Origin of the sequence: Bacteroides sp., from assembly GCF_030151085.1 — a bacterium.
Classification (GTDB): domain Bacteria; phylum Bacteroidota; class Bacteroidia; order Bacteroidales; family Bacteroidaceae; genus Bacteroides.
Map to the genome: position 1 here is coordinate 1 of NZ_JASLER010000012.1, position 16,726 is coordinate 16,726.

Sequence of the window (16,726 nt, forward strand, 5' to 3'; positions counted from 1 at the left end):
GCACGTATGCGCTTACCGCCGGAGAATACGATCCATTCGGCAGTCAGACCGACGGAGGTCAGATTGCGGGGAGCGAGAGGGAAGACAAGTGTGTTGGCTCCTATTTGGTCCAATATCCCCGAAATGAATTGGTCGTCGGGCAAGAGCTGATGTACAAAGTCTTTGGCTGGATCGGTGAATTGAGAAAGAGGTTGCTTTACTTCTATCTTTTCGGACATGTGTACAAAGGTTCCGGCTCCTTGCAGGCTGGGATACCAAAGGGCATTCAGCTTATCCCGTTCGGCACGAGCGGTTTCGATGGCTTTGTCGGCTATTTGCAGGCTGCGGTTGCCGTGCTGCATCTGTTGCAGGGCGTCGGCAAAGCTGAGGGGGAGGGAAGTTTGTGCGGTTACTCCACCTGTGAAAAATAGTGCGCAGATAGCAACCGGAAACACTTTCCGGCGTAATAGATTATTCATAAGTTCGTTCGGTTTAGGAATTGTTTCAGGTAGAAACAAGAGGGGAGGTGGGATTGTTCAACTTTAAATTAAATGGGAGCTTGTTACCTCGTCCTAATGATGCCCTGAACGTCGCCCTAATGACGTGACGAGCCTCGCCCTAATGACGTGATGAGCCTCGCCCTAATGACGTGACGAGTCTCGCCCTAATGACGCAGGCAGTCTCTCCCTGACCTGCTGTTTGGTAACAGAATACCTAGACTCATAGCATAGATTATGAAAGGTAGTTAAGGCAATACTTGTGCAGGTTTTTAGTTTACATTATCTTTGCCGCCAGCTAAAACAAAACCAATGGAGAAACTTCATCCTATCATGTTTGCCGGTACCGGTAGCGACGTGGGCAAAAGCATTATCGCCGCCGCTTTTTGCCGCATCTTTCTGCAAGATGGTTATCGTCCTGCTCCTTTCAAGGCACAGAACATGGCGCTTAATTCATTCGCTACCCCCGAAGGGCTCGAAATAGGGCGTGCACAAGCTGTTCAAGCTGAAGCGGCGGGTGTACCTTGCCATACAGATATGAACCCCTTGCTGCTGAAACCTCAAAGCGATCACACTTCGCAAGTAGTACTCAATGGGCGTCCCATAGGGAATCGTAGTGCATACGAATATTTTCGAAAAGAAGGACGTGAGGAACTCAGGCAGGAAGTCTGCTCAGCCTTCGATCGTCTTGCTTTGCGATATAATCCTGTTGTGATGGAGGGTGCCGGCAGTATCTCCGAGATCAATCTGCGTGACACAGATCTAGTGAACATGCCTATGGCTATTCATGCCAAGGCTGATGTCATTCTGGTGGCCGACATAGACCGTGGTGGTGTATTTGCCAGTGCTTACGGTTCTGTGATGCTGCTTCGTCCCGAAGAACGTGAACGCGTCAAAGGCATACTTATCAATAAATTCCGTGGAGATATCCGTCTCTTTGAGTCGGGTGTAAAGATGTTGGAAGAGCTGTGCGGCATTCCCGTAGTTGGCGTCGTACCCTACTATAAAGACATCTATATTGAAGAAGAAGATTCCGTAGCACTTGCTACCAAATCCGTACGGGCCGAACGTGGTAAGGTAAACGTAGCTGTTATTCTGCTGCGCCATCTCAGCAATTTTACTGACTTCAATGTATTGGAACGTGATTCACGTGTGCATCTATTCTATACCAATAATGTGGAAGAACTGGCAAAAGCTGACATTATTTTGTTACCCGGCAGTAAGAGTACGCTCGATGACCTTTACGAATTGCGTCGTAATGGGGTAGCACAAGCTATTCTGCGTGCTCATCGTGAAGGGGCTACCGTAATGGGTATCTGTGGCGGTTATCAGATGATGGGGCAGGAAGTACTCGACCCCGATCATGTGGAAGGTGATATAGAGCGCTTGCCCGGTCTTGGGTTATTGCCTATTAGTACGCAGATGATGGGAGAAAAGGTGACGAGGCAAGTAAGATTCCGATTGAAAGAAGAATTAGGAATGATGACAGGCTATGAAATACACATGGGCACCACCGTCCCTATAGAAGATACTCCCGCATCTCCCTTAAATATACTCGAAGATGGGAGTACTGACGGTTACTTTGTGGATTCTACCTGTATGGGTACTTACATCCACGGTATACTTGATAATCCGCAATTTGTAGATTTCCTTCTCCGACCTTTTGCCGACAAATTGTCTGAGACACCGGAAACTTTCGATTACTATCGCTTTAAAGAAGAACAATATGACAAGCTTGCCCAGCACGTGCGCAAACATGTGAATATACCGCTTATCTATCAAATACTTACAGAAAAATCATGATTGAAGGACACGGAGACGACTCCTATAAATATAATCACCCGATAACGGCGAATTTCAGTTCCAATGTCTATAGCAAAGTGGATCTTTCTGATCTGAAAGCACATTTGTGCGCCCGGATCGAAGGCATTGGGAATTATCCCGAACCTGAACCCTACACACTCGAAGCTCACCTTGCACGCCGCCATCATCTGCCAGCCGATGCCGTATGCGTGACGAATGGGGCGACTGAAGCTATTTATCTTATAGCACAGACTTTCCGAGGTACCAATACTGCCATTGTGCAGCCTACATTCAGCGAATATGCCGATGCCTGCCGCATACATGGACATAAGGTTACTTCCTTATACCAACTTCCCACAGAAAAAGAAAGATTCCTTCTACCAGAAGAGGTGCGAATGCTTTGGCTCTGTAATCCGAATAATCCGACGGGAATAGTCATTGATAAAGCGTATCTTACTGAACTTATCAAACGTAATTCGCAGGTATGCTTCATCTTAGACCAGTCTTATGAATATTTCACCTTACGCCCTTTGTTTTCTCCTGCCGAAGCAGCGGAATTTCCCAACGTATTGTTATTGCACTCCATGACAAAGCGCTATGCTGTTCCTGGGTTGCGTTTGGGCTATATAACCGGTGACGGGGGATTACTGAAACGTTTACGTTCCCATCGTATGCCTTGGTCGGTAAATCAACTTGCCATTGAAGCAGGGCTTCATCTGCTGGAACACGATGTTCCCAATCCTTTGGATGTCCCCGCCTATTTGCAGGAAACAGCACGTCTGCGTACCGTCCTCCAATCTCTCGGCGGACTCGAAGTATGGGCTACCGAAACACATTTCATGCTGGTACGTCTTCGTTTTGGCAAAGCTTCCGCATTGAAAGAATATCTTGCCGGAGAACATGGCATTCTCATACGCGATGCTTCCAACTTCGACGGTCTTGACGAGCATTTCTTCCGCATAGCCACGCAAACGAGCGAGGAAAATGACAGGCTTGTGGAAGCAATAAAACAATGGATGATGATTTGAGTGAAGAGTTAATTAAGATGGAAAATATATTCATACTCTTAGGCATTGCCTTTAATTTAAACCTCCCCTTACTGACTGCTTGGCTGCTCGATCATTGGTTGGGTGATCCGCTTTGGATGCCCCATCCCGTAGTAGCTTTCGGTAAAGCGATCTCTTTTTGTGAGCATCGGTTGAACAAGGGGAACGGGCGTTTCATTAAAGGTACACTGATGACCGTCGTGCTTGTTGCCGGTATTTATTTGATTACTTTCTTCCTCCTTCGATGGGCTGCATTCTTTTCCCCGGGATTACTCCTGACCCTACAGATTCTTTTGATATTCTATTGTTTGGCGGGAACTACATTGGTTCGTGAGGTTCGCGAGGTTTTTAAAGCTGTTGACCGTTCTTTGGAAGAAGGCAGAAAGCAGGTAGCCCGTATTGTAGGACGCGATACTTCCGGATTATCTGCACAAGAAGTGCGTACCGCTGCTTTAGAAACATTAGCCGAGAATCTTAGCGACGGGGTGATAGCACCTTTGTTCTGGTATCTTTTATTGGGAGTTCCGGGTATGCTTGCCTATAAAATGGTGAATACGTTGGACTCGATGATAGGATATAAAAACGAACGATATCGTAAATTCGGCTGTTTTGCTGCTCGTCTGGATGATGTTGCTAATTATATTCCTGCCCGCCTGACGGCATTTCTTATGGTGTTGGCTTCGGGACGTCTTTCGCTGCTCGCATTTGTCGGCAAGTATGGAAATCAGCATGCCAGCCCTAATTCCGGTTATCCTGAAGCGGCTCTTGCAGGGATTCTGAATTGTCGTTTCGGAGGTCCGCATAATTATTTTGGAGAGGAAGTATGGAAACCTTATATCGGCTGTAATGATCGGCTTCTGAATACTGAAGATATGCGTATTTCTGTTCATATCAATCGACGTGCAGAGTGGTTGATGGTCGTATTGGTAATTTTAACAGCAACATTGTCTTCATCTTACTTTTAAAACGTTGTTATTCTAACTATTTCTTTGCTCGTTCGAAAGAATGTAATATATTTGTAACATTGAATAGCAAGAAATTGCATAGGACAACTCAATATATTACATGAGGAAATTATTAAAATACATATTATATTTCCTATTTTGTGCCGGAAACACTTTCCTTCTTTTGGCAGAAGACAAAGAAGATTCGCTGAGAAAATATGATGCAAGCGTTGTGGAAGAAGTAATATCCTTATTTCATACCAGCCTTGGATTTGATTATTTGACCAAAGAAGAAAGCGATTCACTGAATATTGCCGGATTATTGACTTTTTTGGATGATTCCAAGCAGTACAAGTCTTATTTTGAATTCGAAAGGATACTCATTAAATCTTACCTTTTTCGTGGAGAAGTACGTATGGCTATTGCACAGAGCGAACAGATGTACTCTAAATCACGAGTTTTATCATATCCGTTAGGTGATGCTCTTGCTTTAAATGCTTTGGGAGAAGTTTATACCTATACAGGTAGGTATAAGGAAGCCGGTATTGCATACGAAAGAGCTTTGGACATACTGGATAGAATGAAAGGAGAGGATGTGCACATTCGGATGTTATTGGTGGAATTGATTAATTATAAAATCCTTATACAGGATAAAGGTGCTGCCGGTCACTATATCTCACGGTTGAATTCTTATCCCGAAAATCAGATTTCAGTGCAAGAATTGGCTATACGGCATATCACGAATGCCCAATATCAACTGTTTCGGAATAATGTGGAAGCTGCACGCCAGCACCTTAACCAAATAGAAAAGATAAGAATGCAACTGATACCTGGTATTCAGCAATTTCTTTTTATTGTAAATGCGCGGTATCTGGTAGCAATTGAAGATTTCGAAAAGGCATTGGAGGAATACGATAAGTTTTTGCAAACGGAATATTCTCAAGGCGACCAAAATATTTATAAAGAAACCCTGCATGAAAGAGCTGATTTGTTGGTGAAAATGGGGCGAAAGGAAGATGCTTATAAACAATTAGGAAAACTGTTCTCGTTCATTAAATCTTCTTTTGACAAAAACTACCCCAAAGAAATAGAGCAACTCAGTACTCGTTTTCAGGCAGACCAGTTAGCTTATCAAAATGAACATGACCGCCTTGTTTCCATGCGTTTTTATTTGGCTGGTATAGTTTTATGTTCGATACTTCTAATATTGTTCCTCTTTCTCAGTTGGAAGAAGATATTCTATCTCAGACGTTCAGTTCAACGTCAGGAAGCAATGAAACTAAAGGCAAAGTCTGCGATACAACGCAAGAATTTATTTCTTTCTAATATGAGTCACGAGGTTCGTACACCCTTGAATGCTATTGTTGGTTTTTCAGCTGTATTGACGTCGGACGATGAGACTTTTGATGATGAATCCCGTCAGGAGTTTTGTGAAATTATTAAAGTGAATTCTTTCCAGTTATTGAAATTGATTAATGATATTCTGGATTTCTCGGATTTTGAAAATGATAATATTACTTTCCATATTCAGCCCTACGATGCAGTGAAACTTTGTAATGAGGTTGTCGAGACAGTAGTTGCTTCCCGTAAATTGCAGGTGGAAATGCGCTTTGATACTGAATTGACGGAATTGATGATAGATACTGATGATACACGTCTTCGGCAAGTACTGATCAATTTATTGGTGAATGCTACTAAATTTACAGAGAAAGGTTCTATTATCCTGAATTTGAAACTGACGGATAATGATACAGCACTATTTTCAGTAACAGATACTGGTTGTGGTGTTCCATTGGAAAAGCAACAATTAATTTTCGAACGGTTTGAGAAATTAAATGATTTTGTGCAAGGAACTGGATTGGGGCTTTCTATTTGCCGATTGATTGTAGATTATATGAATGGTAAGATATGGGTGGACAATCAATATAAAGACGGTGCACGTTTCTGTTTTACTCATCCTTTGAAGCATAACTCTGAAAACCCTCAAACATAGCCATATGAAACGGATAATACTTATCATAGTCGGTATGCTTTGTGGATATTTTAGTCCGCTAATAGCTGTGGATATCAATGCCGGTCGGTATCAAGACAGTATCTTGAAGGTGGTGGATGCTTTACCACCCAGTTTGGTGAGGTTGGCATATCTAAAAAACATTGCTTATAAGCATCAATATGAACCTTATAATATGACTTTTGCAACGCGCTTATATCAAGAAGGGCAGCGGCAGAATAATGTGCTTTACGAAAATCTAGGGGCCTATTATTTAGCTATATGCTATGATAAAAAGCACGATGCGGATAGTTTGTCTTATTGGGTGGATATTTTGGAAAATTTTGCTCCTCAAGTTGGTAATTATGATTATTATCTGGAAGAGAAAGCTGCTATAAGTCGCGCTCTTGCTTCAAAACGACAAGTAGAAAAGGCGATTTATATAGCAAAGGAGACTCTGAAAGAGTCTATTAAATATAAAAGTAATAACGGAAAGATAGCTGCCTATAACAGCTTGGGCTGTGCATATTCAGTATCAAGTCGTTCTAATGAAGCGTTGGATATTTTCTTGAAAGCTTATAAAAGCTTCTCTCCTCAGACAAAAACAAGTTTAAAAGTGGATATCCTTTCGCGTATTTCTCAAGTTTATGGGAATGCCGGATATGATAGTTTGAAATTACCGTATTTAATAGAAATGGATTCCACTTTGCAAACTGTAATTTCTAAAGAACCCAATTGTCGGAAAAACTGGACTAACTTTGAAGTTGATTGTGAGATAAAGTATATTCTGCACTTCATGAACCGTAAGAATTTTGCAATGGCTCAAGAGCATATTGAGAAAGCTAAAAAGTTATTGGATTCACATGTTGATCCAGTCTTTTGGCTGAATGTACAGCTGGTTCAGCTTCAGTATTATGCTAAAACCTGTGAGTATGACAAAAGTATTGCTTTGGTAAACGAGGTGATTCCTACGGTTTTGCAGAATCATGTAACTGTATTTGCTACGCTTATCAATTACAAAGCGAGTACCCAATACGAAAAAGGGGATTTGGATGGGGCAATCGAGACGCTTCATTATCTGATTAACAAGCAAGATTCTTTGAATAGTGCTTTCTCTACCAGTCAGTTGGAACAAGTAAAAGATATCTATCATATTGACGAACTTTTGCAGGAAAAGCAGAAGATTCAAGATACCAATTACGGTAGAGGATGTGTGATTCTTATTATCCTGATACTGTTAATGCTAATATTTTATATATATACGCGCATCCTTTCCAGGAAGATATCTATTGCTGAAAAGATGACAGTAGAAGCTGCTTTACAGGCCGAAGAGGAGAATAGAACTAAAGATCGTTTAAAATCAGAAATAAGTCATGATATCCGTACTCCATTGAATGCTGTGGTTGGTTTTGCCGAGCTATTAACCGAATCGAAAGAATTGGATCAGGATACTAAAAAAGAGTATGGCCAGATTATCCAGACCAATGCCGAAAATCTTTTGGAATATATTAATAGTATTCTGGAATTATCCCGTTTGGAGTCCGGTAAAATCCAATACGAAAGAACCGAATGTGATATAATTCAGTTATGTCGTCAAGTAATAACAGCAATCAATGCGAAGGAAGATTCTAAAGTATCAGTTATTTTACAAACAGAAGTTGAAAGTTTGCAGGTACAAACTGATAAGCAGTGGTTTGAGTCCTTACTTACCAGCCTTTTAACACCTGTAGAGAATGATGAGGAATATTATCAACCAATTGTTTGTGTAAACTATGATCATATAAAATCCATCCTCTGCTTTGATGTCTTAAATGCTCCATTGGCAAAAGCCCGTTTTGAGAATAAAACGAGCTTGATTCGGCATGAGATCAATGCTCACTTTGTGCATTCTTCCGGAGGCATTTATAAAGTACAGGCTGAAGCGGAGGAAGGACCTATTATTTCGTTTACAATTCCATTATAAATCAATTCTTATAATACCTCCATAAGGAGTCAATGCGCTAAATGCTTCCGAGGGTTTAATGAGCCCGGCATAAATTTGTGCGCAGATTAGTACACCTCCATGCGCAAAGATACCTACCTTTTTATAAGGTTTTGTTTTCAGTTCGTCAAGGAACTGACTGACACGATGGTATTGCATAGCAAATGATTCTCCACCAGTGGCGGCTACATTCAGATAGTCGGCATACCACTCTTTTATGCGGGGATCATCGTTGTGGTCGAAGGACTTCATTTCCCAGCTACCGAAGTTTATTTCCATAATCCGTTTATCTCTTTCAGCATCCGGAAACCCACAATACGTGGCAAGGCGTACACAACGAGAAAGAGGGCTGGTATAGACATGGTCGAAAGGTAAATAAACTTTTAATTTTTCGGCTGTAACGGCAGCTTCTTGTTCAAAAGTAGGTTTTAAAGGCACGTCAGTTTGTCCGTAACATATTCCCGGAGGAACATCTACTGATGTATGTCGGATGAGTATAACTTCCATAATTATTGAGTGGTTAATGATTTGTTTTTTTATTATAAAACGTCTATTGTTCGACATATATTAATGCAAGACTTCCTATATAGAATGAGAGTTCGCAAAGAAGAAAGGTGGCTCCACAACAATCACCGGTATATCCTTGCAAACGTCGTTTTATTAATCGGTATAGCAAAAAGAAAGTGAGTAGTGGAAACAGGGTGGCAGGCCATATCCCGATAGGAAGAAATAAGATAAAAGGTAATGCGCCGCCAACAAAAGCTGTTAGCAATTCACTCCAACTCATACGATTGTACACAACCTTGGCTTTGCTATCTTCTTCTTTTCTTGCGTAAGGCAGATAATTAATAAGCTGTGATGCACAAAATTTAGACCAACAATCGCCACAGAAAACAAGAATACAAAGCGTGTTTAGCGGCAAGTTACTGAGTTGAAAGAACAAAAGAAAATAGAGTATCAAAGCGATGACTCCATAGCTGCCAATATGGGAGTCTTTCATGATTGCAAGTATTCTTTCGCGAGTTGTACCGCCGCCAAATCCATCGAAGAAATCAGCAAGACCGTCTTCGTGCAGGCATCCGGTGATTAACAATCTTGCGATAATGGCTAGTATCCAAGCGATGGATAATGGCAATATTTGTCCGCTCAGCCATAGAACGCCTGCCATAATTCCCCCTGTCAACCATCCTACCCACGGCCAATTAGGTACTACATGCTTAAAGCATTCTGCCGGAACTTCTTTGATTTTCCAGAAGGGTAGACGTGTGAAAAATATAAATGCCGCTAATAGATTCATTGTAGCTCAAGTATTATTTCTCAATTTTTTATTCTCAATTTAAAAATATTTTGTGATTGAGGCGTGTGCAAAATTATCCATCTCATTAATCATTCTCACAGCAGAGTCAACAATAGGATAAGCACAGATTGCTCCAGTACCTTCTCCGAGGCGTAATCCTAAGTGCAGTAATGGATTAGCGTTAATTGAATCAAGTATCAGTTTATGTCCGGATTCATCTCCACAATGACCGAAAATAGCATAATCCAGTACTTCTTTGTGCAATTTGCTAGCAGCTAAAATGCAGTTGGTCATAATAAAACCATCTACAAGAATTACCATTTTCAATTCAGTAGCCTGCAACATAGCACCCACAGCCATAACCATTTCCAAACCACCAAAATAGCGGATTATATCATGGGGAGAATTATCCCCCTTATAATTGTCGAGCGATTGCTTCAGTACCTCATATTTATGACGAATGCCTGAATTATCTAATCCGCTTCCTGCACCAACACATTGCTCTAAAGGAATTCCAGTAAAACAAGTCATCCACATAGAAGACGAAGAAGTATTTCCGATACCCATTTCACCGAAACTGAGGATATTGCTTCCTTCTTCATGACAACGGCGTACTATTTCAGCGCCGCGTTCCAGGCAAAGTTCCATTTCTTTTTCGGTCATGGCTGCTTCGTGTAGGTAGCTGCGAGTACCTTTACGTACTTTCATATTGATTATGCCTTTATCATAAGGGAGATCGTAATCTACTCCCGCATCTACAATTTTCAAGGTAAATCCATGCTGGCGGCAAAGGAAGTTTATACCTGCTCCTCCATGAAGGAAATTGCTGATTTGCTGCCAAGTGATTTCTTTTGGGGATAGACTAACACCTTCTTCTACGATTCCATGATCCGCAGCAAAAATAATATTTTGTGGATGCTGTAAAGTTGGAGTTAGTGTTTGTTGGATGAGACCTATTTGCAATGCCAGTTCTTCTAAAGTTCCTAATGAACCTTTAGGTTTTGTCAGATTATTGATTTTGTCTATGAGGGCAGGACGGATAGTTTCGTCAGGACGAGTAATATGAAATGTTTTCATTGTTTTATTATATATAAGTGAAGTCGTTTTATTTAATTTTTACAGGAATGCCGGATACCATCAAAAAGACTTCGTCTGCATGAGCTGCGATGTATTGATTCATCCATCCCTGCATGTCAGTGAATTTTCGTTGTATCTCATTGTCTGAAGTGCCGCCTAACCCTATTTCGTTAGTGACAAAGATAAAAGTAGCGTCCTGTGCCGTAAAACGGTCAAACTCTGCTTTAGCGGCAGCAAGTGCTCTATCGGTGTCCGATTTTAAGTCGAAAAAGAAGTTGGTACACCACAATGTAATACAGTCTATGAGGATAATACGACCTTCCAACTGGTGGCGGCTGAGTTCTTTTTCTTCTTCAATATTGGTCCATTCCGGTCCGCGTCGTTCTTGGTGATGGATTACCCGCTTACGAAATTCTTCGTCCCAGATACGTGCCGTAGCAAGGTAAATAGGATTGGGAGAGAAACTGAGTGCTAAATTTTCAGCGTATGTACTTTTGCCCGAACGAGCTCCTCCGGTGATTAATATAATTCTTTTCATTGATGCCTGGATATTTTGCATGGCAAATGTACATGAATTCTATGGCAGTGGCAAGGAATACTGCTGAAAAGAATACACACTTTTATTCCGGATACAAAAAGTGATACTCTTGTTGTTTTCTCTTAGGTAGTTTATGAATAACCTCTTGTACAGAATGATTAATCAGTTCTTTTATCAGGTCGTCAGGAACACCCTCTTCCAGATATACAGTTATCCAATACTTTTTATCAGAAAGGTAGCCAAAAAGGATACCATCATAACATTCCATTAATTCAGCCGATTTTCCGGATTACATTTCATGTTGGCCCAGAACCGTCCTTCTTTTGGGCGTAAGGAAGCAAAAGTGAACATTTTGTCCATTACTTTAAAGACAAGAATGTGTTCATCGAAAGGAAAGCTTTCTGTTGCTCCTTTTACAGTAAGACAATACTCCCTGAATTCTTCGATATTCATAGTTGATTATGCTTTAATGGAATACGCAAAAGTAGAAAATAAAATGAAAAAACTCTTGTCTTTTTCAGGAGAATTTTGTTACCTTTGCCAACGTTTTACAACAGTTTGCGGCAGTAGCTCAGTTGGTAGAGCATCAGCTTCCCAAGCTGAGGGTCACGAGTTCGAACCTCGCTTGCCGCTCGATTGATAATCAAGCAGTTACATTCGATGTAGCTGCTTTTTTTGTGCTATTTATAAAATTATCAATGAGGAATTAAAGGTTTTTGATGGCTATTTCTTATATTTGTGGTGCAAATTTGGTGCAAATATAATGTGCTTTTGCACCATTAAAAACGGAACTATGGCTACTGCTAATTTTTATCTTGATACCAGAAGAGCGAAAGAAGGAAATCGATTTCCTATCAAACTTCGTATTCAACACAATGGGAAGTTTCTAATTTCTATTGGGTTTGATGCTACACAAAAAGCATGGACTGGAAATTCTTATACTAAGGAAGAGCCTAATTATAAAATAAAAAATACCGCCATTAGGAACATACTGGCTTCCATTGAAAACGTGCTTCTTCTGTTGCATTCTACCGGTGGTCTAAGGTCTATGACTGATAAACAGCTAAAACAGCATTTAGAAAGTCTGCTTACTGGGAACAAGAAAACTGAGAGAAAATTTGTAGATTACTTGGATGAATTTGTCGCCTTAAAGAACAATTTAGGAACAAAGTCCGTGTATGGCACTACTCGGAATAAAGTTGTAGAGTTCGACCCTGATTGTACTTTTGATACTATGGATAAGAAGTGGCTAACATCCTTTGAAACATGGATGGCTGAAAATATGAAGGTTAACGCATATGCTATACATCTTCGCAATATACGTGCTGTTTTTAATTATGCTATAGACGAGGAGATAACCACTTTATATCCGTTTCGCAAATTCAAGATAAAGAAGGAAGAAACAAGAAAACGTTCTTTGACCGTAGAACAGCTTAGAATACTACGGGATTTCCCCTGTGAGGATTATCAAGTGAAATACAGAGATATGTTCATGTTGATGTTTTACCTTATAGGAATCAATGCTGCTGACTTATTCATGGCTACACCGAATCAGCTCGTAAATGGGCGTTTTGAGTATAAGAGAGCAAAAACCCACAAATTATATTCAATAAAAGTGCATCCGGAGGCTATGGCTATTATTGAAAAATATCGAGGAAAAAAATACTTGCTCAATATCATGGATGAATACCTTGACTATAAGAACTTCCTTCATCGTATGGGAATCGTTTTGAAGCAAATAGGAGAAGTTGAAAGAGTAGGGCGAGGTGGGAAAAAAGTGCGGCAACCTTTATTTTCTGATATATCCTCATATTGGGCCCGACATACATGGGCTACGATTGCTGCTTCTCTTGATATTCCTAAAGAAACTATTTCTGCCGGACTTGGGCATGAGATAGGTTCGGGGGTAACAAGTATTTATATAGACTTTGACCAAAAGAAGGTGGACAAAGCAAATAGGAAGGTGATTGATTATGTGTTTCACCTGGAAGAAGGTAAAGAAAAAGCCGGAGGTTAGTCCGGCTTAGTTTTGAGATGCAATCTACTATACAATTGCTGTTTTTGATGGTAGAATTGAAATGTTAATATTATACTTTGTTGAATTTAATAATATCTCTTATATCTGAATATGATTTAATGTTTTTGAGATTCTCAGGGATTTCCATTTCTAATTGTTTGAAGGCAGGTTCATATTTAGCAATAATATCTTCTACGCAATTAAATCCATATCCTCCATCTCCAAATCTCTCGAAATCGCTGATAATGCAATCCATGAGTTCTTTCTTGGCAAGTTCCTTGTCATCATATAAAAGAGCCCTTCGTATATTCCAAGTTTTATCTTTCTCGCACTGAAGTTTCTTTGTGATTTTACTAATATCGTTTGTCATTCCCCACATCTTAAAGAAGAGAATGATTTGCAATACTCCGAATACGAGTAGTACGATGGTTAAAAAGTCAATCATAATTTTATTACTTATTTTATTGAGAATACATATAATTCTTTATCTACAGGTTTCTTGCTGCTAAACTTCATGCTTGTTTTTGATAAATCCAGTATGCCATTCCATATATTGTCACTACTTGAGAAGGTGATTTCATTTCCACTCACTTGATATGAAGTCGTGAAACTGTTGTCGGTTAATGTTTCCTTTTTTTCTATACTGGTATATCTTCGTATGTTCAAAGAGTAAGTGTAATTACCATCTAATGGCAGAACTAGAATATCCCCCGATGTGCTTGCTTGATAAATGCCATAGCTTTTAACAGTGATAGCTACGTGGGTAGTTCCATATAATGTGCCAATGTATGTTCCCTCTTTAAATTTATAATCACAGTTGCCAATAGAACTATTGGTAATTTGAATGTGTCGATAAGCTTTCTCTTTGTAGGTGCAGTCATTAGTATTGAACTCTAATAATGCGTCTATATGATTACTATGTCCTTCCTTTTTGCACAAATCAATCGTTTCTTCATTTTCTGTAATTTGATGTTCTCCAACTGTGTATTTTAAAGAAGGGCAAATTTGTAATATGCTTTTAAGCTGATGTTCATTCTCGTAGTCTTCATACTCTTTTAATATGTGCTCATTATCTTCGGAGTGATATAACCATGAAGTATTTGCGAGTAATTTTTCTGTTTTATCATTTGGATCTTCATCCTCTGATGAGCATGAGGAAAACATCATCGGAAACATCACTGCAAAAAATATAATCTTTTTCATTATTTGTTATTTTAATTTGTTATTTTAACCATTTAGCAACTCCACCATGATGTGAACACGTTCCTCTTCTACTTCTGCTGAAACTATATGTCCCATCTCTGCATAAAGCAGTCGCTCCTGAAGGTGCAGAATTATAATGGGTTGGTGATTGTACTCGTTCTCCTTTTGAGTTTGTATAATACTTAACTGACTCACTAGATCTGTTTGAATATTCGATCTTTTGTTTTGAAAGATATTTGGTAGAGACATAGCCAATCTTTCCGTTGTAGCTAACAGGAATCCATATACAGTTACAATCTTCATCAATAGTAACTTGTGTACCTTTAGGAATTTGAGCTATAATTGAAGAAGTAGTATTAGGAGCTTCTCGTAAATTTAGATTGGTGGTTACATACCTTATTGTATCTTGCGCATTTACATTTAATGCAAAGAAAAAGGAGATAAGTATAAATAATATCCTTCTCATTCTCTTGTAAGTTTATGATTTACAGATAATAAAGTGTATTTTCTCATATGAGTTAAATTTCTCGACATCAAGTTTTATTCCTATTTTGTCTACTCTTTTTAAGAAGTACTTCACAACTTTATTGTATTCTGATTGGTAATATTCATTACGTTCTTTGTAGCTCATATTGTCTTCATCTCCATACTCCTTAATCGTTTTGTTATATAGTTCTATTAAGCTCTTGTGGAATGCTTTTGTATATAACTTAAACGCTTCACCATTTTCTCCATTTAAGGCATGGATTTGAGCTTCGGTTATTATCTGGTCTTCCATCTCAGGCTGTACCTCAAGTTTTTCTCTAATTTTGTCTACATCGTTAGTCATTCCCCACATCTTGAAGAAGAGGATGATTTGTAATACTCCGAATATAAGGAGTATGATAGATAAAAAGTCAATCATGATATTATTGTTTTAGTTTGTTTTTTAATTCAGATTTATACTTTCTAGTATTTTTATAGATTCTCTATATTGGTCTGCTTGTGGCACTTTCTCGAATTCAACTGTTTTGTCGTAGTTGTTTTTAACAACCTCTTGGATTTCATCTAATGTAACTTTAAAAAACTCTCTTCGGTTATTAATCATATTAACCTTCTTGTTTTCAAAAGCACGATGTAATGCTGCTTCTAGTTTCGGAGCATCGTCCGAGAAAATCATAGCATGGACATCAAATTTAAAAGGAACCGAAGCGTCACCTAATTCATCCACTCTTTCCATAGGGTCAAGCCTTCGAGTCATGCCTATTTTATATACGTCTTCGCCAAATGAGCCAATGTTAGATATTATATAGACATATCCGGCCTTTTTATTAGCTTCTCGGTAATCAATGTCTTTAATTGCAACATCAAGTTTTGTAAGATGAGATTCTATGTCTTGTCTTCTCTCTAAGAGCACTTCCTTTTCAACCTCATCACAAGACTCAAGTTGTTTATTTAATTTCAGAAGTGCATTTGTATAGTGTCTCTGTTCTTTTTCAATATCTTTTCTAGCTTCTTCTATCTCTTTTTGAAGTTTGGCTTCTTCACGCATTTGCTCTCGTATGCGCTTTTGTTCTTCTTTTTCTTCTTGCTTCTTTACTGCATATTCGTAAGCTAATTGCAACTCATCTATTTTTAAAGATAAATATTCGTATGAAATGGAAACAGCACTTTTGGAGTTCATTTTATTTAAAGCCTCAAAAGACTTGCGTATCTTTTCTGAAAAAGCAGATATGTTATTGAACTTCACTTTGCTTATAAGTATATCGCATTCGTCATTGAAACATCGAAGAATTTGCTTGATATTTTGATTTGTCATAACTTGGCCTTGTGCTTCACTTCCATTTAAAGTCCAATTAGTGGAGCAAGTTGCAGCAGTTTTAAATAAAATCATATTCTTCTGCTCGGTTTTAACCGCATCTAGTCTATCTTTATATATTTCAGAGTTAGCAAAGTCGTAAATTGGAGAATACATGCCAAATTCTTGTAGAAGTATTGTTTCATCAAGTTCTACGATTTCTCCTTTTTTATTTTGTATCTCTTCGGATAACTCCTTAATTTTAGATTTAAGTAGAGTTATTTCTGACTGTTGATTTTCTATTATTTTTTCAGCCTGTTCTTCCTCGGATTTTATTTTAGACAGTATTTCGCTTTTCTTATTGTCCAAATCTGCTATCTCTTTGAATTTGGAAAGAGATCCGCATTCTTTTTTAAGTTCTTCAATCTTTAAATTGAGCTCTCTTTCTTTATTTGCTGAAATCGCTAAGTCTTTTTTAAGGCAGATTATTTCAGCAAATTCTTTTTGTTTTAGGAAATCAAAAAATGCCATAGTATTAGATTTTGGATTGTTTGTATATGTTCTATGCGTATTGGTT

General features: G+C 39.0%; 16 protein-coding genes, 1 tRNA gene and 1 pseudogene. 7 read left to right on the forward strand and 11 right to left on the reverse strand.

Annotated elements, in window-relative coordinates; genetic code table 11:
* Positions 1 to 458 (reverse strand): TolC family protein (locus Q1W14_RS02735; protein ID WP_300699065.1); only part of this gene is annotated, 458 nt, incomplete at its 3' end.
* Positions 459 to 788: 330 nt separating this feature from the next.
* Here Q1W14_RS02735 and Q1W14_RS02740 point away from each other — a divergent pair.
* From Q1W14_RS02740 to Q1W14_RS02760, 5 genes are all read left to right on the forward strand, one after another.
* Entirely contained in the window at positions 789 to 2,279 is a 1,491-nt protein-coding gene (locus Q1W14_RS02740; RefSeq protein WP_300699067.1) for a cobyric acid synthase, read from the forward strand.
* On the forward strand, positions 2,276 to 3,307 hold the full coding sequence (locus Q1W14_RS02745; RefSeq protein WP_300699069.1) for a threonine-phosphate decarboxylase: 1,032 nt from the start codon (positions 2,276 to 2,278) through the stop codon (positions 3,305 to 3,307). Before Q1W14_RS02740 ends, Q1W14_RS02745 begins: the two co-directional genes overlap by 4 nt.
* Before the next feature lie 17 nt (positions 3,308 to 3,324).
* On the forward strand, positions 3,325 to 4,290 hold the full coding sequence (cbiB, locus tag Q1W14_RS02750; RefSeq protein ID WP_300699071.1) for an adenosylcobinamide-phosphate synthase CbiB: 966 nt from the start codon (positions 3,325 to 3,327) through the stop codon (positions 4,288 to 4,290).
* A gap of 100 nt (positions 4,291 to 4,390) precedes the next feature.
* Positions 4,391 to 6,262, forward strand: coding sequence for an ATP-binding protein (locus Q1W14_RS02755; RefSeq protein ID WP_300699073.1), 1,872 nt, complete (start codon positions 4,391 to 4,393; stop codon positions 6,260 to 6,262).
* A 4-nt stretch (positions 6,263 to 6,266) separates the two neighbouring features.
* Positions 6,267 to 8,222, forward strand: coding sequence for a HAMP domain-containing sensor histidine kinase (locus Q1W14_RS02760; RefSeq protein WP_300699075.1), 1,956 nt, complete (start codon positions 6,267 to 6,269; stop codon positions 8,220 to 8,222).
* Here the strand turns inward: Q1W14_RS02760 and cobC are convergent.
* The 5 genes and pseudogenes from cobC to Q1W14_RS02785 all read right to left on the reverse strand — a co-directional run bounded on the left by cobC (position 8,217) and on the right by Q1W14_RS02785 (position 11,605).
* Positions 8,217 to 8,747 (reverse strand): alpha-ribazole phosphatase, encoded by a 531-nt coding sequence (gene cobC, locus Q1W14_RS02765; RefSeq protein ID WP_300699077.1) that lies wholly within the window; start codon positions 8,745 to 8,747, stop codon positions 8,217 to 8,219. The genes Q1W14_RS02760 and cobC overlap by 6 nt on opposite strands.
* 43 nt (positions 8,748 to 8,790) lie before the next feature.
* Positions 8,791 to 9,537, reverse strand: a complete 747-nt coding sequence (gene cobS / locus Q1W14_RS02770; RefSeq protein ID WP_300699079.1) for an adenosylcobinamide-GDP ribazoletransferase — start codon at positions 9,535 to 9,537, stop codon at positions 8,791 to 8,793.
* 39 nt (positions 9,538 to 9,576) lie between these two features.
* On the reverse strand, positions 9,577 to 10,614 hold the full coding sequence (gene cobT, locus Q1W14_RS02775; RefSeq protein ID WP_300699081.1) for a nicotinate-nucleotide--dimethylbenzimidazole phosphoribosyltransferase: 1,038 nt from the start codon (positions 10,612 to 10,614) through the stop codon (positions 9,577 to 9,579).
* A 28-nt stretch (positions 10,615 to 10,642) separates the two neighbouring features.
* On the reverse strand, positions 10,643 to 11,152 hold the full coding sequence (gene cobU, locus Q1W14_RS02780) for a bifunctional adenosylcobinamide kinase/adenosylcobinamide-phosphate guanylyltransferase (RefSeq protein ID WP_300699082.1): 510 nt from the start codon (positions 11,150 to 11,152) through the stop codon (positions 10,643 to 10,645).
* A gap of 82 nt (positions 11,153 to 11,234) precedes the next feature.
* Positions 11,235 to 11,605: pseudogene (locus Q1W14_RS02785) on the reverse strand (MmcQ/YjbR family DNA-binding protein).
* A gap of 107 nt (positions 11,606 to 11,712) precedes the next feature.
* Between Q1W14_RS02785 and Q1W14_RS02790 the strand changes: the two are divergent.
* Positions 11,713 to 11,785 (forward strand) — tRNA-Gly (locus tag Q1W14_RS02790).
* A gap of 160 nt (positions 11,786 to 11,945) precedes the next feature.
* Positions 11,946 to 13,169, forward strand: a complete 1,224-nt coding sequence (locus Q1W14_RS02795; RefSeq protein ID WP_300699085.1) for a site-specific integrase — start codon at positions 11,946 to 11,948, stop codon at positions 13,167 to 13,169.
* A 70-nt stretch (positions 13,170 to 13,239) separates the two neighbouring features.
* Here Q1W14_RS02795 and Q1W14_RS02800 read toward each other — a convergent pair whose 3' ends face one another.
* The 5 genes from Q1W14_RS02800 to Q1W14_RS02820 form a co-directional block, all read right to left on the reverse strand.
* On the reverse strand, positions 13,240 to 13,614 hold the full coding sequence (locus tag Q1W14_RS02800) for a hypothetical protein (protein ID WP_300699086.1): 375 nt from the start codon (positions 13,612 to 13,614) through the stop codon (positions 13,240 to 13,242).
* An 11-nt stretch (positions 13,615 to 13,625) separates the two neighbouring features.
* Complete coding sequence (locus Q1W14_RS02805; protein ID WP_300699088.1) at positions 13,626 to 14,372, reverse strand: hypothetical protein; 747 nt, start codon at positions 14,370 to 14,372, stop codon at positions 13,626 to 13,628.
* Positions 14,373 to 14,391: 19 nt separating this feature from the next.
* The gene (locus tag Q1W14_RS02810; protein WP_300699090.1) at positions 14,392 to 14,838 is read right to left on the reverse strand and encodes a DUF3761 domain-containing protein; all 447 of its coding nucleotides are present in this window, start codon (positions 14,836 to 14,838) and stop codon (positions 14,392 to 14,394) included.
* Positions 14,839 to 14,850: 12 nt separating this feature from the next.
* On the reverse strand, positions 14,851 to 15,276 hold the full coding sequence (locus Q1W14_RS02815; RefSeq protein ID WP_300699091.1) for a hypothetical protein: 426 nt from the start codon (positions 15,274 to 15,276) through the stop codon (positions 14,851 to 14,853).
* A 24-nt stretch (positions 15,277 to 15,300) separates the two neighbouring features.
* The coding region (locus Q1W14_RS02820) for a DUF4041 domain-containing protein (protein ID WP_300699093.1) at positions 15,301 to 16,726 on the reverse strand (1,426 nt) is incomplete at its 5' end.